This window comes from Rathayibacter sp. AY2B7 (assembly GCF_002931635.1).
GTDB lineage: Bacteria > Actinomycetota > Actinomycetes > Actinomycetales > Microbacteriaceae > Rathayibacter.
The window spans coordinates 1-2,884 of the sequence record NZ_PSUC01000184.1 but is presented as its reverse complement, the minus strand read 5'-3'; the positions used below and the strand labels follow the sequence as shown (position 1 = coordinate 2,884).

The window sequence follows — 2,884 nt, the reverse complement described above, 5'->3', positions numbered from 1 at the left end:
AGGGCGCCGGCTCGGGCGAGTTCCTCAAGATCGTGCACGAGCTCCTGCTCGGTGGCCGCGGCTTCTACGAGGACATCTTCGCCGCGCTGCGCATCCCCTACGACCCGATCCACTGGTCCACGGACATCGCCGTCGACCTCGCCGAGCGCGTCTCCAAGACCGCCCGCGTGCAGGAGCTCATCAACTCGTTCCGCGTCCGCGGGCATCTGATGGCCGACGTCGACCCGCTGGAGTACGTGCAGCGCTCGCACCCCGATCTCGCCATCGAGAGCCACGGCCTCACCTTCTGGGACCTCGACCGCGAGTTCGTCACGGACGGCTTCGGCGGCAAGCGCCAGCTCAAGCTGCGCGACATCCTCGGGATCCTCCGCGACTCGTACTGCCGCACGGTCGGCGTCGAGTACATGCACATCCAGGACCCGGAGCAGCGCGCCTGGATGCAGCAGAAGCTCGAGCGCGGCTACGAGAAGCCGGGCCACGACGAGCAGCTGCGCATCCTGGGCAAGCTCAACGAGGCCGAGGCCTTCGAGACCTTCCTGCAGACCAAGTACGTGGGCCAGAAGCGCTTCTCGCTCGAGGGCGGGGAGTCGCTCATCGCGCTGCTCGACGCCGTCCTGCAGGGCGCGGCCGACGAGCACCTCGACGAGGTCGCGATCGGCATGGCCCACCGCGGCCGCCTGAACGTGCTGACCAACATCGCCGGCAAGACCTACGGCCAGATCTTCCGCGAGTTCGAGGGCACCCAGGACCCGCGCACGGTCCAGGGCTCCGGAGACGTGAAGTACCACCTCGGCACCGAGGGGACCTTCCGCGGCGCGGCGGGCGAGGAGATCCCGGTCTACCTGGCGGCGAACCCCTCGCACCTCGAGGCCGTGAACGGCGTGCTGGAGGGCATCGTCCGCGCCAAGCAGGACCGCAAGCCCATCGGCACCTTCACCACGCTGCCGATCCTCGTCCACGGCGACGCCGCGATGGCGGGCCAGGGCGTGGTGGTCGAGACCCTGCAGATGTCGCAGCTGCGCGCGTACCGCACCGGCGGCACGATCCACATCAACATCAACAACCAGGTCGGGTTCACGACTCCCCCTCACGAGGCCCGCACCTCGATCTACTCGACCGACGGCGCGAAGACGATCCAGGCGCCGATCTTCCACGTGAACGGCGACGACCCCGAGGCGGTCGTCCACGTCGGGCAGCTCGCGTTCGAGTACCGCCAGCGGTTCCACCGCGACGTGGTCATCGACCTGATCTGCTACCGCCGGCGCGGGCACAACGAGGGCGACGACCCCTCGATGACCCAGCCGCTGATGTACAGCCTGATCGAGGCCAAGCGCTCTGTCCGCAAGCTGTACACCGAGGCGCTCGTCGGCCGCGGCGACATCACCGAGGAGGAGTACGACCGCGCCCACCAGGACTTCCAGGACCGCCTGGAGCGTGCGTTCGCCGAGACCCACGCCGCGCAGACCGGCGCCATCCCCGTGATCACCGCCGACGGCGACTCCGTGGCCGACCTCGAGCTGCCCGACGCGCAGCAGGGCGAGGACTACCCGGGCGAGCCCGAGGTGACCGGCGTGAAGACCGAGGTCGTGACCCGCATCGGCGACGCGTTCACGACGCCGCCCGAGGGCTTCACCGTGCACCCCAAGCTCCAGCAGCTGCTGGCGAAGCGCCAGGAGATGAGCCGCTCCGGCTCCATCGACTGGGCCTTCGGTGAGCTGCTCGCGCTCGGCTCCCTGCTCCTCGAGGACACCCCGGTGCGCCTCGTCGGCCAGGACACGCGCCGCGGGACCTTCGTCCAGCGCCACGCGGTCCTCCACGACCGCGAGAACGGCCAGGAGTGGCTGCCGCTGATGAACCTGTCCGAGCAGCAGGCCCGGCTCTGGATCTACGACTCGCTGCTCTCGGAGTACGCGGCGATGGCGTTCGAGTACGGCTACTCGGTGGAGCGGCCCGACTCGCTCGTGCTGTGGGAGGCGCAGTTCGGTGACTTCGCGAACGGCGCCCAGATCGTGATCGACGAGTTCATCTCCTCCGCCGAGCAGAAGTGGGGCCAGCGCTCGTCGCTCGTGCTCCTGCTCCCGCACGGCTACGAGGGCCAGGGCCCCGACCACTCGTCGGCCCGGATCGAGCGCTACCTGCAGATGTGCGCGGAGCGGAACATGACCGTCGCGCGACCGTCGACGCCGGCGTCCTACTTCCACCTGCTGCGCCGCCAGGCCTACTCCCGGCCCCGCCGACCGCTGATCGTCTTCACCCCGAAGGCGATGCTGCGCCTGCGCGGAGCCTCGAGCCCGGTCGAGGACTTCACCTCGGGCCGTTTCCAGCCGGTGATCGACGACGCGCGGATCCAGGACGCCTCCGCCGTGAAGCGCGTCCTGCTCCACGCCGGCAAGGTCCACTACGACCTCAAGGCGGAGCTCGAGAAGAAGCCCGACGACGGCATCGCGCTGGTGCGGGTCGAGCAGTACTACCCGGCGCCGATCGAGGAGCTGCGCGGCATCGCCGAGCGGTACCCGGACGCGGAGCTCGTCTGGGTGCAGGACGAGCCCGAGAACCAGGGCGCCTGGCCGTTCATGGCCCTCGAGGTCGCTCCGAAGCTGGGCCGGTCCATGCGCGTGGTCTCGCGGCCGTCCGCGGCCTCCCCCGCGGCCGGCTCGGCCAAGCGGCACGCCTCCGAGCAGGCCGACCTGCTGTCGCGGGCGCTCACCCGCTGATCCGCGGTCCGCACGACGCGGTCGGGCCCGTCGGAACCTCGTGTTCCGGCGGGTCCGTCGCGTTGCGGGCGACCGTGCCTGACCGCAGGCCCACAGAGACCGGCAGAAGCGCTCGCGACGTGCGGGTGCCGCGGCGACCGGAGGCCGCCGGACACGACGGAGCCCCGGCC

The 2,884-nt window shown here is 70.5% G+C and carries 1 protein-coding gene; it reads left to right on the top strand.

The annotated features are described in order from the left end of the window. A partial coding sequence (locus C5C27_RS17115) for a multifunctional oxoglutarate decarboxylase/oxoglutarate dehydrogenase thiamine pyrophosphate-binding subunit/dihydrolipoyllysine-residue succinyltransferase subunit (RefSeq protein ID WP_104274608.1) occupies positions 1-2,714 on the top strand: 2,714 nt, incomplete at its 5' end. Between the last annotated feature and the right edge of the window lie 170 nt (positions 2,715-2,884).